Below are 6,041 nucleotides of genomic sequence, written 5' to 3'. Positions count from 1 at the left end.
GATGGTGACCGTCGGCCTCCGTTCCGTGGTGGTGAGGACCGTCGGCCGCAGGGCGATGGTGAGCGCCGTCCGTTCCGTGGTGGTGACGACCGTCGGCCGCAGCGTGATGGTGACCGTCGGCCTCCGTTCCGTGGTGGTGAGGACCGTCGGCCGCAGGGCGATGGTGAGCGCCGTCCGTTCCGCGGTGGCGAGGACCGTCGGCCGCAGCGCGATGGTGACCGTCGGCCTCCGTTCCGTGGTGGTGACGACCGGCCGCGGCGTGACGACCGCTCGGAGCGGCCCCGGTTCGGTGACGGCTCGCGGCATGCCGGTGCGCGGTTCGGTGAGTCGGCCCGCGACGACTGGGAGGACCGCGACCCGTACGGCACCAAGTCGATCCGCCCGCGGCACGACGACCCCGAGATCGACGAGAGCGTCTCGGCGCGCGACCTCGACCCGGCCGCCCGCGCGGAGCTCAAGACCCTCAGCAAGGACAACGCCGACTGGGTGGCGAAGCACCTCGTCATGGCGGCGCTCCTCGTCGACGACGACCCCGAGACGGCGAACCAGCACGCCCTGAGCGCAGCGCGTCGCGCCGGTCGCGTGGCCGTGGTCCGCGAGACCGCCGCGATCACCGCGTACCGCACGGGCGACTTCGCGACGGCGCTGCGGGAGTTGCGGACCTACCGGCGGATCTCCGGCAAGAACGACCAGCTGCCGATGATGGTCGACTGCGAGCGCGGCCTGGGACGTCCCGAGCGCGCGCTCGAGCTCGGACGCTCCGTCGATCGTGCTGCGCTGGACGCCGCGGTGCAGGTGGAGCTCGCGATCGCCATGTCCGGCGCTCGGCTCGACCTCGGCAACCCGACTGCGGCGCTGGGGGAACTCGAGATCCCACAGCTGGACCCGACGACGGCCTACAGCTGGTCCCCGGCGCTCTACAGTGCTTACGCGGCCACGCTCGAGGAGCTCGGCCGCCAGGACGAAGCCGACGAGTGGTGGGCGCGGGTCGACCGTGCCGCCGCTGCGCTGGCCGAGATCGCTGACGAGAACGCATGGGAGACTGTTGATGTGGTCGAGGAAGAAGTCGAAGGACACGACGAGCACGACGCCGCGCAGCACGACGTCGTCGAGCCCGGAGCGTCCGGGGACGGCGCCGGTGACCTCGGCGACGGGGCCCTCGACGACACCGACCAGCTCGACACCGACGAGCCCGACGACGACCTCGGCGAGATCGACGACGACAACCCCCGCGACGTCGACGGCTCCGCAGCCGACTGAGACCCCGAGGCCGCCGACGGACGGTGTGGACGTCGTCCTCACCGACCTCGACGGCGTCGTCTACCGGGGCCGCAACGCGATCCCGCACGCCGTCGAGGCGCTGACCCGTGCGTCGTTGCACGCGCGGGTGGGGTACATCACGAACAACGCCTCGCGGCGTCCCGCGGACGTCGCACAGCACCTCGAGGGCTACGGCCTCGAGGTGTCCGCCGACGACGTGGTCACCTCGTCGCAGGCCGGTGTCCGCCTGCTCGAGACCCTCGTGCCGGCCGGTTCGACCGTGCTGGTCACGGGTGGGCTCGGGCTGACGAGCATCGTCGAGGAAGCCGGGTTCACGGTGACGACGAGCGCCGAGGACGCACCGGCCGCCGTGATCCAGGGGTTCTCGCCGGACCTCGGGTGGACGCACCTCGCCGAGGCATCGTTCGCCCTGGCCGACCCGGACGTCCCGTGGGTCGCCACGAACATGGACTGGTCGATCCCGGTCGAGCGCGGCATCGCCCCCGGCAACGGCACGCTCGTGTCCGCCGTGCACCAGGCCGTCGGTCGGATGCCGGTGGTGGCGGGCAAGCCCGAGCGTCCGATCTTCGACGCGGCGATCGCCCGGTTCGGCGGTGAGCACCCGCTGTTCATCGGCGACCGGCTCGACACCGACATCAAGGGTGCGAACGACGCCGGCATCCCGAGCGTCCTCGTGCTGACCGGGATCGACCAGGCGAAGCAGGTGCTCGCGGCAGACCAGCGCTCGCGTCCCACCTACGTGCTGCAGGACCTGCGCGGGCTGTCCGAGCCGTACCCGGTGACCGTGCGTCGGCAGGACGCCGACGGTACGCGCTACGTCAGCGTCGGCGACGCGACGGTGGCGATGCACGGGCACGTCGTCCGGGTCCTCGACAGCGGGACGCCGATCGACCTGCTCCGCGCGGGTTCGGCGCTCATCTGGGAGTCCGGGCTCGCCATCTACGGGCTCGACGTGGACCCGAAGCTGTACGGCGGCGAGTAGCCTGACCGACGTGCCAGAGGAGCAGCGGCCCGACGCCGAGCAGCCGCAGCCGGCCGACCCGCAGCCGGCCGACCAGCAGCCGGCCGAGCAGCAGCCGGCCGAGCAGCAGCCGGCCGAGCCGCAGCCGGACGACTTCGCCGCACGCACGGCCGCGGCGGAGGCGCTCCCGTTGCCCGAGCGTGCCGACGCCTTCGCCGCCTTGCACGACGACCTCCGTACCCGGCTCGAGAGCGGCCAGACCGCGACGACGGGGCACAGCTCGGGCCGTGCCGCCGGCGCCGGCCAGGTGTGGGGGAGCGGACGCGCTGACGGTGGCACCCGTGGCTGAGCGTGGCGAGGCCCCGGCGGTCCGGCTCGACGCGCTGCTCGCCGCGCGCGGGCTCGTGAAGTCGCGGACGGCCGCCGCGAAGCTCGTCCAGGCCGGGCGCGTGACCGTGGGCGGCACCGCGGTCGTCAAGCCGTCCGCCCCGGTCCCACCAGATGCCGAGCTCGTGGTCGACACCGAGGACGAGTGGGTCTCGCGTGCGGCACGGAAGCTCGTGCGCGCGCTCGAGGTCTTCGACGTCGACCCGCGCGACCGTGTGGTGCTCGACGTGGGCGCGAGCACGGGTGGCTTCACGCAGGTCCTGCTGCACCACGGCGCCGCCCGCGTGGTCGCGCTCGACGTGGGGCACGGCCAACTCGACCCCGTGCTGGCCATCGACGAGCGCGTCCGTGTCGTCGAGGGATGCAACGCCCGCAACCTGACCGCGGAGGAGTACGGGTCGCTCGACCCCGCCGCGCCGGACACCAGCCTGGTGGTGGGGGACCTCTCCTTCATCTCGCTGCGCATCGTCCTGCCGGTGCTCGCCGAGGCGGTGCCGGCGGACGAGTTCGTCCTGCTCGTCAAGCCGCAGTTCGAGGTCGGCCGCACCGGCGTGCGTGAGGGCATCGTCCGCGACGCGGCGCTCCGCAACGACGCGCTGATGAACGTGCTCTGGTCGGCGTGGGACGCGGGTCTCGGGACGGTCGGGCTCGCGGCGTCACCGATCGTCGGCACGCACGGCAACCGCGAGTACCTCGCGCACTTCCAGCGTCGTGTCGGTGGCCATCCGACAGAATGGGGGAACCCGACAGCGTGGATCGGTCGGGCCACCGAACTCACCGAAGGGTCTGCATGAGCGACGAACGGCACATCCTGCTCGTCTCCCACACGGGGAGGCAGGACTCCATCGACGCTGCGGTCGAGGTCTGCGACCTCCTGCACGCCGCTGGGCTCACCCCGGTGATGCCGTTCGACGAGTACGCCGACGTCCGGCGGGCCGAGGCGTCGGTCGGGCAGGTCGACATCCTCGGCGTCGACGTGCAGGCCGACCAGCTCGAGATCGTCATCGTGCTCGGCGGCGACGGCACGATCCTGCGCGCGGCGGAGCTCGTCCGCGGGACGGGTGCGCCGATCGTCGGCGTGAACCTCGGCCACGTGGGCTTCCTCGCCGAGAGCGAGCGGGACGGCCTGCGCGCCACGGTCGAACGGGCACTGAGCGGCGACTACAAGGTCGAGGAGCGCGTCACCCTGCAGGTCGACGTGGTCGTCGGTCAGCAGGTCGTCTACTCGTCGTGGGCGCTGAACGAGGCGACCATCGAGAAGGCCTCCCGTGAGCGCATGCTCGAGGTCGTCACCGAGGTCGACGGCCGCCCGCTGTCGTCCTTCGGCTGCGACGGTGTCGTGGTCGCCACGCCGACCGGGTCGACCGCGTACTCGTTCTCCGGCGGCGGCCCGATCGTCTGGCCCGACGTCGACGCCCTGCTCATGGTGCCGCTGAGCGCCCACGCCCTGTTCGCCCGCCCGATCGTCGTCGGCCCGGACTGCACGCTCGCGATCGAGGTCCTGCGTCGCACGAGCGGTGTCGGGGTGCTGTGGTGCGACGGACGCCGGACCCACGACCTGCCACCGGGTGCGCGCGTCGAGGTCCGCCGTTCGCAGGACCCGGTGCGGGTGGCACGTCTGAAGGACGCCCCGTTCACCGACCGCCTGGTCGCCAAGTTCCAGCTGCCGGTCGCGGGATGGCGCGGGCCAGCGGGCGAGGACGACGCATGATCGAGGAGATCGTCATCTCCGACCTCGGCGTCATCGGCGAGACCACGCTCGAGCTCGGTCCGGGGTTCACCGTCGTCACGGGCGAGACCGGCGCGGGCAAGACGATGATCGTCACGGCCCTCGGGCTGCTGCTCGGTGCGCGTGCCGACGCCGGGTCGGTCCGCCGTGGTGCGTCCAGCGCCGTCGTCGAGGGGCGCTGGCACGTGCCGGAGCACGCCGCCGTCGCCGAGCGGGTCGAGGACGCCGGTGGCACCGTCGAGGACGGCGAGCTCATCCTCACGCGGACCGTCTCGGCCGAGGGGCGCAGCCGTGCCACGGTCGGCGGTCGCAGTGCGCCGGTCGCGGTGCTCGGCGAACTCGCGGACCAGCTGGTGACCGTGCACGGGCAGTCGGACCAGATCCGGTTGACGTCGGCCACGGCGCAGCGAGCGGCACTCGACGGGTTCGGCGGGAAGACCGTGCAGCGGGCCCTCGACGCCTACGTCTCGGCCTACGACACGTGGCAGGCGCACACCGCTGAGCTCGAGACGCTCGTGCGGGACCGGGACGACCGCGTCGCCGAGGCCGAGCGCATCCGTGCGGCCTCGGACGAGATCGAGGCCGCCGATCCCCAGCCCGGCGAGGACGTCGAGCTCGCCGAGCGCGCCGACCGGCTCGGCAACCTCGAGGAGCTCCGGCTCGCCGCGGGCACCGCGCACGAGGCCCTGTCGAGCGAGTCGCTCGACGGCGTCGCCGACGTGGTCGGCCTGGTCGAGGCTGCCCGCCGTGCCGTCGAGCGCGTGGCCGGGTCGGACACCGCACTGCAGCCCGTGCTCGAGCAGCTCACCGAGCTCGGCATCCAGGCGTCCGAGGCCTCCGCGAGCCTGTCGAGCTACCTCGGTGCGCTCGAGCCCGACGCGGGCCACGACCTCGAGCTCGTCAACGAGCGCCGGGCGCTGCTGGCGAACCTCACGCGGAAGTACGGCGACACCGTCGACGACGTCATCGCCTACGGGCAGCGTGCGAGCGACCGTCTGCTCGAGCTCGACGGCGACGACGACCGCATCGTCGCGCTGCAGGCAGCCGTCGAGCAGGACGAACAGGCGCTCGAGCGGGCAGCAGCGACCCTGACCACTGCTCGGACGAAGGCCGCGGCCGACCTGGCGAAGCGCGTCACCGCAGAGCTGAAGACCCTCGCGATGGCCGGCGCGACCCTGGTGGTCGAGGTGACCGACGGCGGCGAGTACCGCCGGCACGGCCGCGACCAGGTGGCGATCCTGCTCCAGCCGCACTCGGGCACCGACCCGCGGCCGATCGGCAAGGGTGCGTCCGGCGGCGAGCTCTCGCGCGTGATGCTCGCGATCGAGGTCGTGATGGCCGGCACCACGACCGTCCCCACGTTCGTGTTCGACGAAGTGGACGCGGGCGTCGGAGGCGCAGCGGCGATCGAGATCGGTCGTCGGCTCGCGAAGCTCGCCGAGCGGACGCAGGTCATCGTCGTCACGCACCTGGCGCAGGTCGCCGCGTTCGCGAACAACCACCTGAACGTGGTCAAGGACGCCAGCGGTGCCGTGACCTCGTCGAGTGTGCGCCGGCTGGAGGGTGAGGACCGCCTGCAGGAGATGGCGCGTCTGCTCTCCGGCCTCGGCGACAGTGCGAGCGGCATGGAGCACGCGCGCGAACTCCTCGACGTCGCCGGCCAGCGCGCGTAGGGCGCCCGGC

General features: G+C 72.9%; 5 protein-coding genes and 1 pseudogene. All 6 read left to right on the top strand.

Annotated features, from left to right (window positions below):
- Positions 1-1,260: pseudogene (locus tag QUG93_RS14950) on the top strand (hypothetical protein); the annotation flags it as partial.
- A 25-nt stretch (positions 1,261-1,285) separates the two neighbouring features.
- Positions 1,286-2,263: an HAD-IIA family hydrolase gene (locus QUG93_RS14945; protein ID WP_289475212.1), complete on the top strand. Its 978-nt coding sequence runs from the start codon at positions 1,286-1,288 to the stop codon at positions 2,261-2,263.
- A 10-nt stretch (positions 2,264-2,273) separates the two neighbouring features.
- Positions 2,274-2,591 (top strand): hypothetical protein, encoded by a 318-nt coding sequence (locus QUG93_RS14940; protein WP_289475211.1) that lies wholly within the window; start codon positions 2,274-2,276, stop codon positions 2,589-2,591.
- Positions 2,584-3,423 (top strand): TlyA family RNA methyltransferase, encoded by an 840-nt coding sequence (locus tag QUG93_RS14935; RefSeq protein ID WP_289475208.1) that lies wholly within the window; start codon positions 2,584-2,586, stop codon positions 3,421-3,423. Before QUG93_RS14940 ends, QUG93_RS14935 begins: the two co-directional genes overlap by 8 nt.
- On the top strand, positions 3,420-4,340 hold the full coding sequence (locus tag QUG93_RS14930) for an NAD kinase (protein WP_289475205.1): 921 nt from the start codon (positions 3,420-3,422) through the stop codon (positions 4,338-4,340). The genes QUG93_RS14935 and QUG93_RS14930 overlap by 4 nt, the downstream gene beginning before the upstream one ends.
- Positions 4,337-6,031, top strand: a complete 1,695-nt coding sequence (gene recN / locus QUG93_RS14925; protein WP_289475202.1) for a DNA repair protein RecN — start codon at positions 4,337-4,339, stop codon at positions 6,029-6,031. Before QUG93_RS14930 ends, recN begins: the two co-directional genes overlap by 4 nt.
- The last annotated feature ends 10 nt before the right edge of the window (positions 6,032-6,041 follow it).

Origin of the sequence: Curtobacterium caseinilyticum, from assembly GCF_030363035.1 — a bacterium.
Lineage (GTDB): Bacteria > Actinomycetota > Actinomycetes > Actinomycetales > Microbacteriaceae > Curtobacterium > Curtobacterium caseinilyticum.
This window is presented reverse-complemented; position numbering and strand designations above follow the sequence as displayed.